The 20,167-nt window shown below is 30.4% G+C and carries 20 protein-coding genes; 5 read left to right on the forward strand and 15 right to left on the reverse strand.

All coding sequences use genetic code 11. The annotated features are described in order from the left end of the window. Window positions 1-45 precede the first annotated feature (45 nt). From B3N22_RS13505 to B3N22_RS13520, 4 genes are all read right to left on the reverse strand, one after another. Window positions 46-2,328 carry an AAA family ATPase gene (locus B3N22_RS13505; protein ID WP_286907926.1) on the reverse strand — a complete coding sequence of 761 codons (2,283 nt, stop codon included), beginning with the start codon at window positions 2,326-2,328 and terminating at the stop codon, window positions 46-48. Between the two features lie 159 nt (window positions 2,329-2,487). After that, a complete protein-coding gene (gene deoC / locus B3N22_RS13510) occupies window positions 2,488-3,162 on the reverse strand; it encodes a deoxyribose-phosphate aldolase (RefSeq protein ID WP_286907928.1) in 675 nt (224 codons plus the stop codon). A 104-nt stretch (window positions 3,163-3,266) separates the two neighbouring features. After that, on the reverse strand, window positions 3,267-4,310 hold the full coding sequence (locus B3N22_RS13515; RefSeq protein ID WP_286907930.1) for a DNA polymerase IV: 1,044 nt from the start codon (window positions 4,308-4,310) through the stop codon (window positions 3,267-3,269). Window positions 4,311-4,322: 12 nt separating this feature from the next. After that, entirely contained in the window at window positions 4,323-5,210 is an 888-nt protein-coding gene (locus B3N22_RS13520; protein WP_238902541.1) for a DUF4003 family protein, read from the reverse strand. A 239-nt stretch (window positions 5,211-5,449) separates the two neighbouring features. Between B3N22_RS13520 and nadA the strand changes: the two genes are divergently transcribed. Genes nadA through nadC form a run of 3 tightly spaced genes read left to right on the forward strand, consistent with a single transcriptional unit; the run spans window position 5,450 to window position 8,551 of the window. After that, window positions 5,450-6,352, forward strand: a complete 903-nt coding sequence (gene nadA / locus B3N22_RS13525) for a quinolinate synthase NadA (protein WP_286907933.1) — start codon at window positions 5,450-5,452, stop codon at window positions 6,350-6,352. A gap of 59 nt (window positions 6,353-6,411) precedes the next feature. Then, window positions 6,412-7,719, forward strand: a complete 1,308-nt coding sequence (locus tag B3N22_RS13530; RefSeq protein WP_286907935.1) for an L-aspartate oxidase — start codon at window positions 6,412-6,414, stop codon at window positions 7,717-7,719. After that, on the forward strand, window positions 7,694-8,551 hold the full coding sequence (nadC, locus tag B3N22_RS13535) for a carboxylating nicotinate-nucleotide diphosphorylase (protein ID WP_286907936.1): 858 nt from the start codon (window positions 7,694-7,696) through the stop codon (window positions 8,549-8,551). Before B3N22_RS13530 ends, nadC begins: the two co-directional genes overlap by 26 nt. Before the next feature lie 17 nt (window positions 8,552-8,568). Here the strand turns inward: nadC and B3N22_RS13540 are convergent, their stop codons facing one another. Continuing rightward, window positions 8,569-9,669: a patatin-like phospholipase family protein gene (locus B3N22_RS13540; protein ID WP_286907939.1), complete on the reverse strand. Its 1,101-nt coding sequence runs from the start codon at window positions 9,667-9,669 to the stop codon at window positions 8,569-8,571. Between the two features lie 80 nt (window positions 9,670-9,749). Continuing rightward, on the reverse strand, window positions 9,750-10,376 hold the full coding sequence (locus B3N22_RS13545) for an NUDIX hydrolase (RefSeq protein ID WP_286907940.1): 627 nt from the start codon (window positions 10,374-10,376) through the stop codon (window positions 9,750-9,752). Between the two features lie 194 nt (window positions 10,377-10,570). Here B3N22_RS13545 and B3N22_RS13550 point away from each other — a divergent pair, with 194 nt between their 5' ends. Both B3N22_RS13550 and B3N22_RS13555 read left to right on the forward strand, forming a co-directional pair. Next, window positions 10,571-10,783: a DUF1450 domain-containing protein gene (locus B3N22_RS13550; protein ID WP_238902547.1), complete on the forward strand. Its 213-nt coding sequence runs from the start codon at window positions 10,571-10,573 to the stop codon at window positions 10,781-10,783. Window positions 10,784-10,937: 154 nt separating this feature from the next. Then, window positions 10,938-11,345 carry a hypothetical protein gene (locus B3N22_RS13555; RefSeq protein WP_021800973.1) on the forward strand — a complete coding sequence of 136 codons (408 nt, stop codon included), beginning with the start codon at window positions 10,938-10,940 and terminating at the stop codon, window positions 11,343-11,345. A gap of 47 nt (window positions 11,346-11,392) precedes the next feature. Here B3N22_RS13555 and B3N22_RS13560 read toward each other — a convergent pair whose 3' ends face one another. From B3N22_RS13560 to B3N22_RS13600, 9 genes are read right to left on the reverse strand one after another with little or no spacing between them, the layout of a single operon-like run. Next, a complete protein-coding gene (locus B3N22_RS13560; protein WP_021800972.1) occupies window positions 11,393-12,034 on the reverse strand; it encodes a V-type ATP synthase subunit D in 642 nt (213 codons plus the stop codon). 3 nt (window positions 12,035-12,037) lie between these two features. Then, complete coding sequence (locus B3N22_RS13565) at window positions 12,038-13,420, reverse strand: V-type ATP synthase subunit B (RefSeq protein ID WP_286907943.1); 1,383 nt, start codon at window positions 13,418-13,420, stop codon at window positions 12,038-12,040. Continuing rightward, complete coding sequence (locus B3N22_RS13570) at window positions 13,413-15,188, reverse strand: V-type ATP synthase subunit A (RefSeq protein ID WP_286907945.1); 1,776 nt, start codon at window positions 15,186-15,188, stop codon at window positions 13,413-13,415. Before B3N22_RS13570 ends, B3N22_RS13565 begins: the two co-directional genes overlap by 8 nt. Window positions 15,189-15,206: 18 nt before the next feature. Then, window positions 15,207-15,518, reverse strand: coding sequence for a V-type ATP synthase subunit F (locus tag B3N22_RS13575; RefSeq protein WP_073018928.1), 312 nt, complete (start codon window positions 15,516-15,518; stop codon window positions 15,207-15,209). Beyond that, window positions 15,511-16,512, reverse strand: coding sequence for a V-type ATP synthase subunit C (locus tag B3N22_RS13580; RefSeq protein WP_073018714.1), 1,002 nt, complete (start codon window positions 16,510-16,512; stop codon window positions 15,511-15,513). The genes B3N22_RS13575 and B3N22_RS13580 overlap by 8 nt, the downstream gene beginning before the upstream one ends. Window positions 16,513-16,525: 13 nt before the next feature. Then, complete coding sequence (locus B3N22_RS13585; protein WP_286907946.1) at window positions 16,526-17,125, reverse strand: V-type ATP synthase subunit E; 600 nt, start codon at window positions 17,123-17,125, stop codon at window positions 16,526-16,528. A 16-nt stretch (window positions 17,126-17,141) separates the two neighbouring features. Further along, window positions 17,142-17,630: a V-type ATP synthase subunit K gene (locus tag B3N22_RS13590; RefSeq protein WP_238902551.1), complete on the reverse strand. Its 489-nt coding sequence runs from the start codon at window positions 17,628-17,630 to the stop codon at window positions 17,142-17,144. A 17-nt stretch (window positions 17,631-17,647) separates the two neighbouring features. Continuing rightward, a complete protein-coding gene (locus tag B3N22_RS13595) occupies window positions 17,648-19,600 on the reverse strand; it encodes a V-type ATP synthase subunit I (protein WP_286907949.1) in 1,953 nt (650 codons plus the stop codon). Then, window positions 19,587-19,913 carry an ATPase gene (locus B3N22_RS13600; RefSeq protein ID WP_286907951.1) on the reverse strand — a complete coding sequence of 109 codons (327 nt, stop codon included), beginning with the start codon at window positions 19,911-19,913 and terminating at the stop codon, window positions 19,587-19,589. Before B3N22_RS13600 ends, B3N22_RS13595 begins: the two co-directional genes overlap by 14 nt. Window positions 19,914-20,167 lie beyond the last annotated feature (254 nt).

Raw genomic sequence — 20,167 nt, forward strand, 5'->3', positions numbered from 1 at the left:
TCGACTTTGTCGACACTCTGAGAGGGCCTTACGCCCTCTAAATCATTACTTTCCATACTTATTCAATTCCTGTTTCATAAATGCTAATAACTCTTCTAATGTTTCTCCTTCTTCTTGAATAAGGATTTTTATGGCATCCGTTAAATCATCCATTGTATAAATTTTAAAATCTCCCCGAGTTACAGCTTCTTCAACTTTAGGACTTAAAACTAGTTCATCTTTATTAGCAGCTGGTATAACAACACCCTTACCTTTTACTGTATCTAGAATCTCACATACCTTAAAAAATCCTTCTATCTTTTCATTTACACCGCCAATAGGCTGAATCTCTCCAAATTGATTTATAGAGCCTGTAACAGCTATAGATTGTTTTATTCCTCTTTTGCTTAGAGATGATATTATAGCTACTATCTCGGCTACTGATGCTGAATCTCCTTCAACCATTCCATAAGTTTGCTCAAAGCTCAAGTGAAAATTTACAGGTATTCTTTCATAAGGTGAAAAAAATTTATTTAAAACTGCCTTTAGTATTCCTAAAGATTTACCATGAATTTTACCACTTAAATTACTTTCTCGTTGAGCATCAATGATTCTGCCTTCTCCTTTTGTACATACACAAGTAATTCTCATGGGTTTTCCAAAACTCAAATATCCTAAATCTATTACTGCAAGCCCATTAATTGAACCTACAATCTTATCTTTTACGTTTATTATCATCTTTTTACTTTTATACATCTTAAAAATCTCTTCTTCTATATGCTCTTCATTATAATAAGCTTTTATTATATGTTTAGCATTAATCTCCCCATCTAAAGCTGCTGAATTATTTGCCAAAAACAAAAGTTTTTCTATTTCCAACTCATCTACCAAGACTTCTGATTTCGAAGATGCTTTTCTAGCTAAAAATTTAAATATCTCCTTTATACCACCTTCAGTTATCTTAAGCAGTTTGTTGTTATCTACTATTTTAAATATTAAATTCACCACTTGAGCTATTACATCATTATCAACATCTATTGTTGATTTCATATGAGCTCTTATAGGAAATATATTTTTGAAATCTTCATCATTTGAGTATAACAAATCATAGATTTCAAAATCTCCTATTAATATCACCTTTAAATTCATATTTATTGGTAGCGGCTTTAATCCATTTAATGAAAGAAATTCAAAGTATCCTCTGTTATAATCATAGGATACCTTTTTATTTAGAAGTGCTTTTTTAAGATAAAAATAACTACCTGGACTATTAATTAATGAACTCATCCTTATTATAAGGCAACCTTCATTTGCTCTTAAAATAGAACCTGAAGTTATTAATGATACATCGGTAGAATATACACCATTATGGTTTTCATACTCTATATTTCCTAGAAGATTATTTACGGTTGGATCTTCTTCAAATATTACTTGTGGATATTCATTTTCGCTGTTATCAACTATAACATTTACTTGAAACTTATTAAGAATTTCTCCTATCTTTCCCTCATCATCTTCTAAGTTAATTGTATAGCTATTTATTATAGATTCTTCTACATGTTTATAAATAAACTCTAAATACTCTAAGGCAGCTTCATCTTCTTTAAATATATTACAATACCTTTCTCTGTTATTTTTCATAACATCTTCTAGATATTTTTCTAAAATATCTCTGATCTTTTCTATAGAATCTAGTTCTAGCTCTTTAAGTTCTTCTAGAATTTCTTCTGCCCCAGTCTTGAGTTTACTTGCTCTTGTAATAATATTATCTTTATCATTTTGTATAAGATTGTCATAGTCCTTCTCACTCATGGCCTCCCCCTCTTTAAGTGGGATAAACACAAATCCTTGAGTGGTTGCCTTTAAATCAAAACCTTCCTCCTTAGCCATATCTACTAAAGTTCCAATATGCTCGCTTCTTTTTTTGTATACCTCATCTAATATATCCTCTTTATCTTTATTATTAGATGAGTTATAAAAATCAATTATAGAATCATAATATAATTCTTTTATCTCTTCAACTACCTTTTTCATTTTTAATCCATTGCCATTACTTAAAAATAAACCTGTTGGATATCTAGGATCTTCATAAATCACGTAACAAATATCCTTAGGTTTTTCTCTTTTCTTTAGAATATCTTTAATAAAGTTTGTTATATCATCTATTTTATCTTTTGAAAAAGTATCTACAACATAAACATTATATCCTTCCTTATTAATTCCAAAGGCTAACTGAATTTTTTTATAAACATCTGAGTATTGTTGTACATTATTCCTATTATTAAAGGGAAAGGCTTGATTTAAATCAATATTGTAAATTACTTCTTTTGGAGTTAACTCTCTTTTCATAAAATTTACCACTCTTCTTAAGGTAGAGTAGTTTCCTCCTTATTTAATTGTTTAATATATAAATATTCTTATTAGCCAATTTTAGGAATAGTTTTTTTCAATTAAAATAATAAAAAAGTACTCTAAAGATGCATATTCTTTAAGAGTACTTCTTTTATTTTAGTAATTGCTTTTTGATGTTCTTCCTTCAACTATATCAATTGATGATGATGCCCCTATTCTTGTAGCACCATTTTTTATAACAGCTTCTGCATCATCTATATTTCTAACTCCACCTGATGCTTTAACTCCCATCTCTGGTCCTACTGTTTCTCTCATAAGCTTTATATCAGCAGGTGTTGCTCCACCTGTAGAAAATCCTGTAGAAGTTTTTACAAAATCTGCTCCAGCTTCTTTTGCAAGTTCACAAGCTTTTACTTTCTCTTCATCTGTAAGTAAGCAAGTTTCTATTATAACTTTTGTAAGCGCTTTACCTTTAGCTGCATTTACAACTGCTTTTATATCTTCTCTAACGTAGTCATAGTCCTTATCTTTTAGCTTTCCTATGTTTATAACCATATCCACTTCATGAGCACCATTTGCTATTGCGTCTTCTGTTTCAAATGCTTTAACCTTTGAAGTATTTGCACCTAAAGGGAATCCTATAACTGTACATACCTTAACTTCGCTTCCTTCTAATAGCTTTGAAGCTAACTTAACATTACAAGGATTAATACATACAGAGGCGAATTTATACTCTAAAGCTTCCTTGCAAACTTTCTCTACAGCTTTTTCTGAAGTTTCAGCCTTTAATACAGTGTGGTCAATAAATTTTGATAATTCATTATTATTCATATATACATTCCTCCTGAGTAAACTTTTTCAAAAGAATTGGTTTACTAATTTCTCTCTACATTAAGTGATTATAAATTATATATTAATTTATGTCTATTCTTTTACTAGAATAATCTTAATTGCTGTATTTTATTTTCTTTTAAAGAAGATATAGATAATCCTATTAGTCTAAGTTCTTCTTCAATTAATTCATCAGTTAATATATCTACTGCATTTTTAAATATCTCATCATATTTATCTACATAGTTCATTAAGGTTTTACTTTTAGTATGAGATTTAAAATCCCAGGTTTTATATTTTATAGTTAAGGTTCTTCCTGATAGATTTCTATCTATTAAAATATCTGAAATTTCTTTAGAAAATCTATCTATATACTCTAAAAGTTCTTCTCTATCATTTGTATTTTTTCTTAAAGTTGTTTCTTTTCCTATAGATTTTCTATCATGATTTATCTTAACTTCTCTGTTATCTATTCCTCTTATTCTGTTATATATATCATCTCCATACTTACCAAAATAATAAGTGAAAAGCTCATTGGGTAAAGCATATAAATCCTTTACCCTGAATATTCCTATGTTATTTAATTTTTTTACAGACTTCTCCCCTAATCCATGAATTTTGGAAACTGATAGTGGAAAAAGTATTTCTGGAACCATATCTTCAGTTATTTCCTTTATTCCATCTGGTTTGTTCCATTCGGAAGCTATTTTAGCTAAAAACTTATTGTAAGAAATTCCTGCAGAAATAGTAATTCCAAGTTCTCTTCTAATAGCTTTTTTAATATATAAAGCAGCTTCCATAGCAGTTAATTTACTGTTTGTAACGTCTAAATACGCCTCATCTATAGATACTGGTTCAATTATAGACGTAATCTCTTCTAAAATAGAGAAAACCTTTCTTGATATCTCCTTATACCTTCCATATCTAACTGGCAGATATACCCCATGAGGACACTTCTCCTTTGCCATAAATAAAGGCATGGCTGAATGAACTCCAAAGGCTCTAGCTTCATAAGAACAAGTAGCTACCACTCCTCTTTCACTTGTTCCTCCAACTATTACTGGTTTCCCTTTAAGTTTTGGGTTATCCATAACTTCTACAGATGCAAAAAACGCATCCATATCCACATGAATAATCTTTTTATTCATATTTATCCCTCATTACACTAGATCACTTAATATTGATGTTTCCTGAGTTTTAGTAAAGTTTAATACGCATAAAGATATGAGCATTTCTAGATCTTCATTTGATATATCCTTGTTGTTTTGTAATATTAAAACCATGGCTAAAAATCTTCTAAAGCTTCCATCCATAAATAACTGAAGCTCCACATGCTCTTCAAGTTTTCCCTCCCATATATCTAACATCTTAACTGTATTTTCAGTTTTATTAAAAAATATAGGATATAAAATAGCATATTGTGCTTCAATCTTTTCCTTCATCATATTATCATTAAGGTTTATTCCATTATTAAAAATTATAGAAGAAATCACCATATCCTGAGTGATGTCATTACTCTTAACTTCAACAAATTTGTACACACTAAAATAGTCATCATACTTACTTGTAAGAATTTCTCCACTTATATTTTTGTATACAACAAGCGCTATCATTGGATAATCTTCTTCACAAGTTATCTTATCACTTTTACCATGTATAACATCATACATATCTATAAATCTTTGAATAACATTGCTATCCTTACTCTTATGTAAAATATAACTTGCTAAAGCCAAATAAGAACTTTCTCTAAAACCCTTAGATACTAACTCCTGCTCTATCTCTATAATCTTCTCCATTTTTTCATCTAAGTCCTCTTCAAAAGAAAGAATTATTGATATTGTATAAAGTCCTGTCCCTCTAAAAGATGAATGCCAAGCTGTTCTATCTGAAAAAAATCTTCTTATATATTTTATTTTATCATAATTAATTATATTTTTATTAACAGTAGAAAGTATTGAAGCAAAATAATTTAAATATTCTCCATCAAATCTTAACTTGTTTTTAATATTGTTATATGTATTTATAATATTCTCAATCGTACTCATCTTATCCCATCCCAGTTAATCATATTATTTTAAAGGTTATCTTATACCTCATATTATGCCATAATTCCTACTTTTGGTCAATGAATAAACTATTAACTTCTAGTGTGAACTTAATGGGATAATATAAACACTGACATTTTAACAAAATTCAGTGAATTATTATTAGGTTGAATTATCAAAACTTTAGGAGTATACTGCTGTATATACACTAACAAAATATTTATTTAGGAGTTTAACTTATGAATCTAGTAGATGAAATTAAAAATCTTAAAAAAGAAAAAAATGCTTTGATTTTAGCCCATTATTATCAAAGAGATGAAGTTCAAGATATAGCTGATTATGTTGGCGATTCATATTATTTAAGTAAGATAGCTATGAATAGTCCTGAGCAAGCTATAATTTTTTGTGGCGTAAAATTTATGGCTGAAAGCGCTAAAATTTTATCTCCAAATAAAAAAGTATATTTACCAAACTCAGATGCTGGCTGTCCTATGGCTGACATGGCAGATGTTCAAAGCTTAGCTAAACTAAAAGAGAAACACCCTAATGCTTTAGTTGTAAGCTACATCAATTCAAATACAGATGTTAAGGCCTTGTGTGATGTTTGTGTTACTTCATCTTCTGCTCTAAACATCATGAAAAACATACCTAATGAAGAAATTATTTTTCTACCTGACAAAAATCTTGGAGAATATATAGCGGAACAGTTTCCAAATAAAAAGTTTTATCTTTGGGATGGTTATTGCATTACTCATAAGAAAGTAAAAAAAGAAACTGTACAAGCCTTGAAAGATTTACGTCCTCTTGCAGAAGTATTAGTTCATCCTGAGTGTGAAAAAGAAATAAGGGATATGGCAAACTTTTTAGGAAGTACAGGTGAAATTATAGATTATTCAGTAAGCTCCCCTAAAGATGAATTTATAGTGTTAACTGAATCTGGAGTTCTTCATGAAATGAAAAAAAGAAGTCCTCATAAAAAGTTCTATGTTCCTGGAACTACTATGACTTGTATTAATATGAAGAAAACCACATTAGAAGACATCTATATTACATTAAAAGAAGAAACCAATGAAATAATTTTAGATGAAGATGTCAGAATGAAGGCTTATAAAGCGCTAGAAAACATGCACAAATTGTCTTAAGTTCCTTATACCTATTGTCTTAAATTAAATACACAAATTATCTAAAAGAAGGGATTAATATGGAGTTATTCACTGATGTTTTAATAGTTGGTAGCGGAATTTCGGGACTTTACCTAACCTTAAATCTAAGAAAAGATTTAAATATAACTATTGTATCAAAAGAAAGTATAGCAGATACAAACAGTTTTTTAGCTCAAGGAGGAATTTCCACTGCCTTATCTAAAGAAGATATTCCTTTATTTATTGAGGATACCCTAAAAGCTGGACAATATAAAAACAATAAAGAAGCCGTGAAGGTTTTAGCAGAAGAATCCATAGAAAACATTCTTAATCTAAAATCCTTAGGAGTTCCTTTTGACTTTAAGGAAGATTCTTCTTTTGAATTCACAAAGGAAGGTGCTCATAGTGTTAATAGAATAGTACATGTAAAAGATACTACAGGTAAATCAGTTCAAGAAACTTTAATCCATAAGGTGAAAGCCCTAGATAACGTTACTATTTTAGAAAAAACTACTCTTATAGATTTAATGGAAAAGGAAGAAACTTGTGTAGGTGGTATTTTTCTAAATGATAGTTCTCAATTGTTTATTCATTCAAAGATTGTGATTTTAGCTACTGGTGGTATAGGTGGCCTATTTGTAAATTCTACAAATCAACGTGCATTAACTGGAGATTCTATAAGCATTGCTTTAAAACACAACATAAAACTTAAAGATCTAGAATATATCCAGATTCACCCCACAGCTTTATATGAGATGAATGCCTCTAAAAGAAGATTTTTAATCTCTGAATCTGTGCGCGGAGAAGGAGGAATCTTACTAAACTCTAAAAGAGAACGATTTGTAAATGAACTTTTGCCTAGAGATGTGGTATCAAAAGCTATATATGAGGAAATGAAGAAAACAAATAGTTCTCATGTGTATTTGGATATATCTTTTTTAAACAGCAATTACTTAATAAATAGATTCCCAGCTATCTATGAAAATTGCTTAAATAAGGGAATAGATATTACTAAAGAATCAATACCAGTATCTCCAGCACAGCATTACTTTATGGGAGGAATAAAGGTTGATTTAAATTCCTATACTTCTCTTAGAAATTTATATGCTGTAGGAGAAACCAGTTGTACTGGAGTTCATGGTGCAAACAGACTTGCTTCTAACTCTATTCTTGAAGCACTTGTGTTTTCTAGAAGAGCTGCTAACTCAATTAATCTTTCAATAGATAGCATGTCTCTTATAAATTTCAATCCACCTAAAATAAAAGGTACCCCTATGGAAATATTGTCAAGAAATCGAATAAGTACAATTGAGGAATTTAAAAGAAAGGCAGGAAATATAAATGTTGAATTTGCTTATACTGGATAAAATAATTAAAGATGCTTTAATTGAAGATATTCCAAATGGAGATATTTCTACAGAAGCTATTATACCCCTTGAATCAAAAAGCAAAGTTGATTTGATTGCAAAAGAAGATGGAGTCTTAGCTGGACTTGAGGTTTTTAAAAGAGTATTTAAACTTCTTTCTTTAAACTCTGAATTTTCGGTTAAAGTTGATTTATATAAAAAAGATGGAGATAAGGTCTATAATAAAGAAAAAATAGGTGAACTTACTGGAAGTACACGAATTATATTATCTGGTGAAAGGGTTGCTTTAAATTTTTTAGGAAGAATGAGTGGTATATCAACTTATACAAATAAAGTTGTATCCATTATAAAAGATTCAAAAATAAAGATATTAGATACAAGAAAAACCACTCCTAATCTAAGGGCCTTAGAAAAATATTCTGTAAAAATTGGAGGTGGACAAAATCATAGATTCAATTTATCTGATGGAATACTTTTAAAAGACAATCATGTTGCTTTTGCAGGGGGAGTTAAAGCTGCTGTAACTAAAGCTCGTGAAAATTCTTCTTTTGTTAGAAAAGTTGAAGTTGAGGTTGAAACCTTAGATATGGTAAAAGAGGCCTTAGAGGCAAGAGCAGATATTATAATGTTAGATAATATGTCCCTTGATAACATAAAAGAAGCCTTGAGCTTAATTAAGGACAAGGCTCTAGTTGAATGTTCCGGGAATATCACTTTAGACAATATTTCTAGATATGCTTCTTTGGGGGTTGATTTTATATCTTTAGGTGCACTTACTCACTCTTCTCCATGTTTAGATATAAGTATGAAGAATCTTGTTCCACTTAGTTAGCTTAAAGATAAAAATATCTATAACTTTTCAAATATGGATTTTATCCTAATGCACGATGCTGTTTCATAACCATGTCTTAAAATCAGCTCAAATTCTTCAGAAGTTGGAGCTATTAGAGTTGTAGGATAATTCATTGCAAGTATTACTCTCTCATGAGATAGAGATGTTTCACCAAGTTTTATTATGATTTTGTGGGGAATAGGTAACTTCTTTAGAACATCCAAAACAAAAGTACCTGTTTTTAAATAAGCGCCTTTCCCCTTATTTATCACATCTCTAAATAAGCTTCTAACTACTAATTCATTTAATTTTTTAACACTGATATCCCAAATACGTTGAAGATTTTCTAATCTGTTCTCCCTAGAGTATTCTTGTTCATAAATTGGAGAAGATGCATCACTTACAACTAAAAAATCAATTCCTTTTTTAAGTCCAAATCCTGGTCTATATAATACTTCAAGACCAAGGTTATCATAAACACCCCCATCCCACAAATTACAAAAATCCCGTGTATCAGTTAAAGGGGTATTTCCTAACTCATCTTTATACCACTTATATAAACTCATATCTAATCTATATGTCCCTATGATCTCTGGAAAGGCGGCTGAAGCAGCAACAGCATTTGAAATTGGAAAATCTGGATTCATTGTATAGCCCAATAAAGGATCTCCCATGCGTCTTTTGCTAAACCTGAAATTTTTTGTAGTTTCAAAAGTAGCACAATTAATTTCCCAATTAAGTGAAGAAGGGATAGTCTGCAAATCTCCATGTACTCCCCACTCTTCTTCTAATGCCTTAGCCAATAGCATCACTGTATCATACTCAGGATACTTCTCCTTAAGCCTCATCATTCCACTAGTAATATCATTATTAAGAACTATACCTTTACATTCAGGCAAAACCTTTTCTAAATATTCCTTGCTGGTTGGCCACTTATAATCATTTATAGACAATATAAGCCCTATGCAAATGCTTCCACCAGATACTGTAGAAATTGTCTTAACATTTTCAAGATCACCATTTTCAGCTAAAAACTTCAAAATACCCAAATGAAAAATTAGAGCACGAATACCTCCTCCGGAAAGAGCTAATCCAATTCTTGTTCCTTTATTAAACACTTTTTTCTCCATACAAATTAATTTATTATCATATATAATATGCTATATTTATTTTTCTGTCTTATAAATGTATAATTTGTTTAGAACTTTTCTAAAAACTTCTCTAAAGCTACAGCTAATACCTTTCCATGATCTCCTGCCATATTATCTTTTTTTATCTGTGTATATTTCTTTTTTGCTATATATTTACCTTTAGATTGACTAACTCTAATTTGTGGATTTAATTCTAAGTCATCACTTTTAAGTTTTATATCTAATATATATTCTTCTGAATTCTCTATGCTTATTTTTTCATAACCTACAGAAAACCACTTTGCATCCCCAGCATCATCCCCTGCTACAGCTTTCTTTTTTTCCTCAATTACAGCAAAATAAACTACAGTAATTATCCTGTCTCTCTTATCTCTATCTACATCTCCAAAAGTATGTAACTGTTCAAACTCTATTCCTTCTAGATTTGTTTCTTCTTTTAACTCTCTAAGGGCTGCAACTTCAAGATTCTCATCCATCTCTATAAATCCACCTGGAAATGCCCACTTATTTATATCCGGATGATTCCCTCTCTTAATTAATAAAACCTCTATAACATTTTCTTTTACATAAAATATTACATTATCCGTAGTTACTGATGGCTTTTTATACTTTGAACTATCATATTCTTTTAAAAACTCTTCTTCCGTTTGTCCTAAGCTATTCCTTGCTCCCATTTAATCACCTGTTTCTAAATTATTTTAATCTTATTTTACTACAGTAAAGGAATTTTATGAAGCCTTAAGAGAAGCTTCCACATAATAGTAGTAAAAGTCTTTAATTCAAAGTTAACAAATAATAACTATTGACTGATATCAATTCTCATTTTATAATTGCTTTATATTAACTTTAATTTATGGAGGATTTATAAATGGCACTACATTTTTGTGAAAACAATGAATATACAGATGCAGCAATAGAGGTATTAAAAAAGGATATACCTGAAAGCGAGATTAATGTTGAAGGTTGCCTTGGAAGATGTGGAGAATGTTTCTGTAGCGGAATAGCTATCGTAAATGGTAATGATGCTACTGGAGATTCTTTAGAGGAGCTTCTAGAAGATATTAGAAAAAACTTAAACTAATTAAAAATCACCTGCTTTCGGGTGATTTTTTTAATTAAATCAATCCTAATAAAAATTTTATTTGAATAGATATGTTATTATGTTATAATTAGTTTGTATTTTTACGTTTAATAAATATATGTCATAATATTATAAATACAAAGGAGTTATAATTATGGGTTTTAAAGAAAAGATTTCAAAATATTATACTGATTCTTACATAAAGAAATATGGCGATAGAATGACGCAATTTCAAGGTAGCGTTTTATCATCTAAGATAGAAACAAAAACTATTCTTTGGATTTTTCACAAGATCACTGCAACTTTAATAGTTAAACCTGATGCAGGTAAAATGGTTATTAAATGCGTTTATAAGAAAAATTCTTGGTTTAAGAAACCTTCTTTTATTCAAGTTAATCAAGGACATAAAGTTATTGTTATGGGTCTTAAAGGTGATAAAGAGAAGAATGAACACATCTCTATCATGAATGTATTAAATCTGACTAATAAAACAGATTTAGTTCCAATAGACCATTCTCAATTAAAGAAAATGAAGCAACCTACTCCAAAGAGTAGAGGATAAAATTTAAGAAGCTATCTCAAATATTTTGAGATAGCTTCTTTTTTAATTTAGCTTCTTTGTTCAATCATAGCCTTAACTTTCATAAGTCTAGTTAAAGCTCCTCTTTCATTTTCATCAAGCTTCATTCTAATATACTTTATAGTCTCTTGAAGTTGAGGAATTGTCATATATTCTAATGCATTAACTCTTCTTCTAGTTTTCTCAATTTCATCAGCCATGAGTTGACAACTCTTTTCAACTTCAGCTAACTCTAGAAGTTTTGGTAGTATTTCATACAATCCTTTTATAGAGTCATCTAACTCTGAGGAAGTGTTTGCAAACCCATAAGGGTATATACTTCCTGTATCACCCTCAAGTTTTCTTTTAAACGTCATAAGTGGTACATTAACACTCATTATGTTTTTGTTTCCTACTTCCACAGATATACTTTCTTTTGGATAGACAATAGCTTCTTCTAAAAACTCAGAACTCATTAATGCTCTAGCCATAACAAAGTCTTTCAATGAACCATGAAGTTTATCTTCTACATCTTTTCTTAAGTCATTGTTATACTTTACAAGACTTATAAACTGCCTCATTAATTCATCTTGTTTATCTTTTAAGAGCTTATGACCTCTAACAGCAGTGGTTAATCTCTTCTTAAGTTTTGTTAACTCCATTCTTGTAGGATTAACATTTAACTTTGCCATATGCTATACTTCCTCTCTAGCTTGCATATACTTTTCAAGGAATTCATCTCTGATTCTCTTAAGTTCTGTTTTTGGTAGTATTTTTAGAAGCTTCCATCCTAAATTAAGTGTTTCTTCTATGGATCTATTAGTAGTGAAACCTTGATTAACATATAGTTTTTCAAAAGCTTCAGCAAACTCAGCATATTTTTTGTCTGCATCTGATAGAGCTGATTCTCCTAATATAGCTGCTAATTCTTTTGCCTGTTTTCCCTGTGCATATGCAGAGAATAATTGGTTCATAGTATCAGCATGATCTTCTCTTGTTTTACCTTTACCAATACCCTTATCTTTAAGTCTTGATAGAGATGGCAATACATCTATTGGAGGAGTAATACCTTTTTTGTATAACTCTCTAGATAATATTATCTGCCCTTCTGTTATATATCCAGTTAAGTCAGGAATAGGGTGAGTTTTATCCTCTTCTGGCATAGTTAATATAGGTATTTGTGTTATTGAACCTTCTTTTCCTTTTAGTCTTCCTGCTCTTTCATATAAAGTTGAAAGGTCAGTATACAAGTAACCTGGATATCCTCTTCTTCCTGGAACTTCTTTTCTAGCTGCTGAAACTTCTCTTAAAGCTTCACAATAGTTAGTTATATCTGTCATTATAACAAGTACATGCATTCCTTTTTCATAAGCTAAAAACTCTGCTGTAGTTAACGCCATTCTAGGTGTTGCTATTCTTTCTATTGCAGGGTCTGATGCAAGATTCATAAATAGAACTGATCTATCTATTGCTCCTGTTTCAGTAAACTCCTCTACGAAGAATTCAGCTTCTTCGAAAGTTATTCCTATAGCGGCAAATACAACAGCAAACTTTGAATCAGAATTTAAAACTTTTGCCTGTCTTGCTATTTGAGCTGCAAGTTCAGCATGAGGAAGTCCTGAAGCTGAGAATACTGGAAGCTTTTGTCCTCTAACTAACGTATTTAATCCATCTATAGCGGATATACCAGTTTGAATAAACTCTGATGGGTAGTTTCTTGCTACTGGATTTATAGCCTCACCATTAATATCATTTCTTTTTTCAGGAAGTATTTTAGGACCATTATCTTTAGCTCTTCCCATTCCATCAAATACTCTACCTAACATATCCTCAGATACTCCAAGTTCAAGAGGTCTACCTAAAAATTTAGCTTTAGTTCCTTTTAGGTTTATTCCTGAAGATCCTTCAAAAAGCTGTACCATAGCTTTTTCTCCATTAACTTCAAGAACCTTTCCTCTTCTTTTTTCACCTGTTTGCATCTCTATTTCAACTAGTTCATCATACTTGACTCCACTTACTCCATCAACAACCATAAGTGGTCCTACTACTTCTCTAACTGTTCTATATTCCTTAAGCATTTAGAACCCCTCCTTCGTTGATTAAATCAGTTACTGCTTTATTTAGCTCGTTAGAAATATCATCTATTTTTGCTATTTCATCTTCTGCTATATACTTACTTCTTGCTATTTTGTCTCTTACTTCTAGAGCAAGTATTTTATCTAAATAAACTCCAACTTCTAAAGCTCTATTTGCTTCGTCATAAAACTTAAGTATAAGTTTTAACATCTTATATTGCTTACCTAATGAAGCATAAGTATCTACTTCATGGAAAGCATTTTGTTGCAAGTAATCTTCTCTAATAGACTTTGCAACTTCAAGTTTTAATCTATCTTTCTCTGAAAGAGCATCTATTCCTATAAGTCTTACTATTTCATCTAAACTTGCTTCTTCTTGTAGTAGTGCCATTGCATCAGTTCTAAGTGCTGACCAATCTGGTGCAACATTATCATTCATCCATACTCCCATCTTTTCTAGATATAACGAATACGAACTTAGCCAGTTAACTGATGGGAAATGTCTTCTATATGCAAGTTGTGCATCTAGTCCCCAGAATACTTTAACTATTCTTAAAGTAGATTGTGTAACTGGTTCAGATATATCTCCACCTGGAGGGGAAACTGCTCCTATTGCTGTAATAGCACCTTGTCTTCCCTCATTACCTAGACATACAACCTTACCTGCTCTTTCATAATAATCAGCAAGTCTCGATCCTAAGTAAGCTGGATAGCCTTCATCACCAGGCATTTCTTCAAGTCTACCTGACATTTCTCTTAAAGCCTCTGCCCATCTTGATGTAGAGTCAGCCATTATAGCTACAGAATATCCCATGTCTCTAAAATATTCAGCTATCGTTATTCCTGTATATATAGAAGCTTCTCTAGCTGCAACAGGCATGTTTGATGTGTTAGCTATAAGTACTGTTCTCTTCATTAAGCTTTCACCAGTTCTTGGATCTTTAAGCTCTGGGAACTCATTAAGAACGTCTGTCATTTCATTACCACGTTCTCCACATCCAACATAAACAACAATTTCGGTATCTCCCCACTTTGCTATTTGATGTTGAACTACAGTTTTACCTGCTCCGAATGGTCCTGGAACAGCTGCTGCTCCACCTTTAGCTACAGGGAAAAATGTATCTACAACACGTTGTCCTGTAACCATTGGTTCAACTGGATTTAGCTTTCTCTCATAAGGTCTTCCTTTTCTTACTGGCCATTTTTGTAACATTGAAACTTCTTTATCACCTTTTTCAGTTTCAAGAACACAAACAACATCAGTAATAGTGAATTCCCCTTCTTTTATTTCTTTAACTTTACCTTTAAGTCCATATGGAACCATTATTTTATGAAGTACTACAGGAGACTCTTGAACTGTTCCTATAACATCTCCAGCGTGAACCTCATCTCCTACGTTTACTGTAGGATTAAAGCCCCAAACTTTTTCTCTATTTAAACTTGGTATTGAAACACCTTTAACCAAAAATGATGAGTTCGCAGCTTCCATGAATGCATCAAGAGGTCTTTGTATTCCATCGAACATTGACTCTATTAATCCTGGTGCAAGTTCAACTGAAAGAGGTTCTCCGGTAGTTACTACTGGATCCCCTGGACCTATTCCTGACGTTTCTTCATATACCTGTATAGATGCCTTATCTCCTCTCATTTCAATGATTTCTCCGATAAGGCCTTTTGCTCCAACTTTACATACATCATATACATTAGCTTCATCCATTCCTTCAGCAACTACTAAAGGACCTGAAACTTTTATAATACTTCCAGTTTTCACCTTCTAAAACCTACCTTCCTATAAAATATTAACGCCAACTGCTTTTTCTACGTTGTCACTTATTCTTTGAATTCCTATATTTAATGATCCTTGATTACTTGGAATTAATATTACAGCAGGTAGAAGCATTCTGTTATATCTTTCAATAGTTTCTTGAATATCCTTTGCAACCTGCTCCGTTACAAATATAACTGCGTAATCAGTCATAGCTAACCTATCGATAGTTTTTCTAGCTTCTTCTTTTTCAACAACAGGAAAAACTTCAATTCCTAATGCCTTGAATGCTAAAACTGAATCTTTATCTCCAACTACTCCTATCTTCTTATACATAACTATCACGCAGCCTTTCTCTTATTACTTCACTAGCAATATTATTAAGCTTGCCAACCATAATAATTCTAAGCAACTTTATTTCTGTTTCTTTAGCATAAACATACGCTAAAATAGGTTCTACTCCAAAACTTACATATTTAGCATTTTTCATAAGCTTCATAATATAGTCTTCACTTAATTTTTCAAAAAGTGCAGAAGAACCATTTTTAACATAGGCTTCAATTCCAATCTTTAAAATCTCACTATAATCTGTGTAGGAAAGTTTTGAGCTTATATTTTCAGCAGAATCATTTAATAAAGCAAATAATTTATCTTTATCAATAGTTCCCCCTAAAATTAATACTTCACTAAAGAATTCTCTTCCCTTACCTTGTTTTTTTACTCTAAGCAAAGTCTTTAAGTTAGTTGTATCAATTAGCGTAGTTATATATTTGTGTAAAAACTTATCTTCTATTTCTTTATCTAAAATAAGAAGTTCTTCAAACATACCTTTATCTAATATAATATCTATTCTCTGAGGATCTTTTGTATTTTCGTAATCTTTAAAAACCTCTTCTATATATTTTCTCATTACAGAATTTAAGTCTCTATAATAATCATTATCTATAGCATTTTTAAGTTTAGAAATATCAACTTTTCCTACTGGAACTAACATATTTGAAAAATCTTTATTTAATATCTTTTCTTTAATAAGCACCTTAATGTTATGGTAATCATATTTTATACTCATAACATCTACTACAGATTTTATAGGAGATATTTCATATAGAAGTTTATAAACTCTCTTTAACTCTGAGCTTAATATTTCTTCATAATCTTCTATTCTTTTGACATTTCCCATAACGTTAGAGTACTCAGTTTCACCAAGTATTTTTAAAGCTTCTTCCCCTGAACTTGAATCTATAATTCTTTCAAGTTTAGTTTTATCAAGAAGTTTAGTCTCTAACACCCTAATTCTAGGTATAACTTGGGTAAATACCATTGAATCCATACGCTAAACCTCCTTAATTAAATAATGCTTTAGATACTTCATACTCTAGTTCATCTTTCATAGAGTCCATTAGAGATTCAAATGTGTTGTTTATTTCAACTCCATTTTTCTCTACAATAAATCCACCTTTAAAGCTTCCATTTTCTTCTCTAACCTTTAACTCTCCTTTTTTATTTCTAGCAAGGAAAATAAAATTTAAATCTTCTATAAACTTATCATCAATTTTTGATTTTCCATCTTCATTGAGAATTATTGTTTCATCACCCTCTATGTCTAAATCTAAAATTGTATGTTTTATGAAGTTTTTTAATTTGCTAGAATTCATTGAACAAAGTTCTTCTAATGCCTTATCAAAAACTTCACTAATAAGCTTTTGTTTTATTTCAAGTTTTTCATTTCTTACCTTTAAAGTTGTGCTAGATATAATTCTTTCTTTTTTAGTTTTAGCCTCTTCTTCTGCTTTTAAAAGAATTAATCTTTTTTCATCGTCAGCTTCCTTTATCTTTGAAGAAAGAATTTTTTCTTTTTCACTTTCTGCATAAGCAGCTATTTCTTTTTCTTTATGCTTTGCTTCTTCCAGAATCTTTTCTGTAAGATTTTTAATATTAGACATTTGCCATCACTCCAAACTATTTTATGAATAGTACCATGAATAATGAAGCAACGAATCCTAAAACTGCATATGTTTCAACCATAACAGCATATATAACACCCTTCATTACATCATTTGGTCTCTTTGCTAATATTTGAACACCAGCTGCTGCAACTTTACCTTGAGCTATAGCTGATTGCCATCCTGCTAATGCTACTGGAAGACAAGCCATTAAGTATTTTAATCCTAATTCAAAAGTTGGTGCATCTCCACCAAATATTCCTATTTTAGTGAATAATAGAAGTGCTATAACGAATCCGTATAACCCTTGAGTACCAGGTAATGCAACTAATATAAATGTACTACCAAACTTTTCTGGTTCTTCAGTCATTAACCCTGAAGCAGCCTCTCCAGCTATACCTATACCTTTAGCTGATCCTATACCTGCTAAGCCTACTGCTAAAGCAGCCCCTAATAATGCAAAAACTAATCCACCTTTATCAACAAAAAATTCTATCCAACTCATGTTTTAAATCCTCCTAATTATTTTGTTATTTTAATAAAAATATCACTTAATTTAAATGGAGTGAACTTTCGTCCTCCACCTTCATAAAATTTACCAAAGAACTCTAGGTACTGCAATCTCGCTGCATGTACATAGGAACCTAACGCATTTATCAATAAATTGAACAAATGTAATCCAATAAATAAAATTGGCGAAATAATATAACTAAATGGTGATGGAATTAAGTTTACTATAAGATTTAATGCATTTGCTATAAATCCTGTAGCAAGCCCTAAAGCTAGAAGTCTAGAATATGAAACAATATCACCTAAATATCCTGTTATTCCATATACTCCATAAACTCCTCCACCTATTTTACCACCTATACTTTCTGATGCTCTTCCTTGAGTTAACAATAAAGCTATTAATCCACCAAAAAGAAGAACCTTACCTAATACTCCTCCAATACCAAGAAGCATAAGCACAGCTCCAATTAGCGTTGAATACCAAGTTAAAACATCATATACCATATCCTTTATAGCACCTGCACGAATAAGTATATATGCTTTTATACCTAATCCTACAAATACATGCACAAACCCAAAAACTAAGGACATTATGAAAATCTCCATTATTCCAGTTGTTGGATTTAATAAATATGGAACATTTATTCCAAAATACTCTGGGAATAAATCCCCAAACCAAGATCCATATATTGCTCCCCAAATCACTGTAGAAATACCTGCAAAAAAAAGTAATTTGAAAAACTTTCTCTTTTCTGGGTCTTTAACCTTCCATAACGCATATGAAGTTGCACAAACCATAATTAGTCCATATCCAGCATCTGAAAGCATCATCCCATAAAATATAAAGTAAAAGATTGATAATATTGGAGTTGGGTCAACTTCTGAATATTTAGGTAAACTATACATTTCAACTAAACCTTCAAAGTTTGATGAAAAAGAACCGTTTTTAAGCCTAATAGGAACTTTTTCAATTTCCTTATCCTCAACTTCACTGAAAGTCATATAATAGTTATTATCTAATATATTTCCTACAGCTTTCTCTAATATTTCATTAGAGTCTTTTTTAATCCAACCTGATATAGCAATTATCTTACTAGTTTTTAAGAAATTATTAGATGCTAATTCTCTAACAATCAAACTATTAAAAAACTCATAAGCTATTTCTAATTCTTCTATTTTATCATTATAAGTTATTAATGATTCTTTAATACTTTTTTCCTCGTCTAAGAGGTTTTTATGGTTACTATTTAAACTGTTTATTTTTTCTGAAGCAGTTTCATCATAAATTACTGGGAAAGCTGAAAATCCTACTTGCTTTAACTCTTCTGAGATATTTTCTCTACTTTCAATATTAGTTATAACTAATATTGAAACATCCGAATTATTTTTACTTATTACTTCGTAATAAGTTGGATATTCTGACTTATTAAGTTTATCAATTAATTCCTCTTCATATTGTTTAGGAAATGACCCTAAAAAATATGCACTTTTTAAATTCTTTAGAAGTTTAAAAGGTGCATCAAAATTAATCCAAGCTTTTAATAAATCTATTTCAGACTCAATTTTAGTTAATTCATTATTAATTGAATTTAACCTTTCTTCTTTTCCCTTTATTTCATTATAAATTACCTTCCATGAGCTATTAGTCATATATTTATTAATTTCCTCATAAGACATCTGCTTTTTATCTGAAAGCATCTCTCCAAGTTCAGATTTTTTTGAAATATATGGCTTAAGGAATTCCATGGTGAATTTAATCTTTGATAAATCTTCTTCAAACTTTGCATAACTAGAATCTAATGAAACTTTATCTAACCCAACAAAATCTTCTTGATCTTCAAGTACGTCTTGTGATTGAAGGTTTATAAATTGAACCTCCTCAAGTTTCTGAAGTTCTTCTAATAGTTTTTTTCTATCAGATTCAAAGGCTAGCAAAGTAAATTTATTCATTTTAACTATTGCCATGAATATTCACTATCCTCTCAATTACTAAATTTATAACTTTCCCTTTTTCCTCTTCAGAAATACTTGAAATTTCATCGATTTCTTTTTTACCCTGCTCTAAGATAGGCGTAGCTCTTTTATTTGCCTCATTTGTAGCAGTTTCAATTAATTTACCTGCCTCATCTTTAGCTAAATTTATGATTTCATTATACTTATCTTTAGCCTCTTTTTGAGCATTTAAAATAATATCCTTTTTTCTAATTTCTGCATCTTTAATAATTTTTTCTGCTTTTTCTTCAGCTTCCTTAATTTCTTTTAATGCTTCTAATGCCACTTTATCACCACCTTTTAATGCATATCAAAGATATTTTTTAATGTTTTATATAGTATTCATTACTCTTTATTATGTAGTATAAAATGAATTTTGTCAATATTCTACATATTTATCGTTGTCAATGTTTACACATAAACATACTTTAGATTTCTCCTTTTTTCTAAGTTTTTATTCTATTTTTATTTTCGTAAAAAATTCAAGAAAATTTAATACTTTAAGTAAAAAAGACGTTATTATTCTAAATTACTGAAAAA

Origin of the sequence: Clostridium sp. UBA1652, from assembly GCF_002320975.1 — a bacterium.
Taxonomy (GTDB): domain Bacteria; phylum Bacillota; class Clostridia; order Clostridiales; family Clostridiaceae; genus Clostridium_T; species Clostridium_T intestinale.